The 367-nt window shown below is 69.5% G+C and carries 1 protein-coding gene; it reads left to right on the forward strand.

Annotated elements, in window-relative coordinates; genetic code table 11:
* A partial coding sequence (locus tag AC1DUE_RS20830) for an aldehyde dehydrogenase family protein (RefSeq protein WP_477041296.1) occupies positions 1–367 on the forward strand: 367 nt, incomplete at both ends.

A 367-nucleotide genomic window follows, 5' to 3' on the forward strand; every position in this document is an offset into this window, starting at 1 on the left:
GACCCCGCTCTCCGCGCTGTTCTTCGCGGACATCTGCCGCCAGGCGGGCCTGCCGAAGGGTGTCGTGAACATCCTCACCGGATACGGCGACGCGGGCGCGGCCCTCGTCGAGCACCCTGACGTCGACAAGGTCGCCTTCACCGGCTCGACCGCGGTCGGCAAGGCCATCGCCCGCCAGGTCGCGGGCACGGACAAGAAGGTCACCCTGGAGCTGGGCGGCAAGGGCGCGAACATCGTCTTCGACGACGCCCCGATCGACCAGGCCGTCGAGGGCATCGTCACCGGCATCTTCTTCAACCAGGGCCAGGTCTGCTGCGCGGGCTCGCGCCTCCTCGTCCAGGAGTCGATCCAGGACGAGCTGCTGGAC

This window comes from Cellulomonas sp. P4_A2 (genome assembly GCF_056402515.1).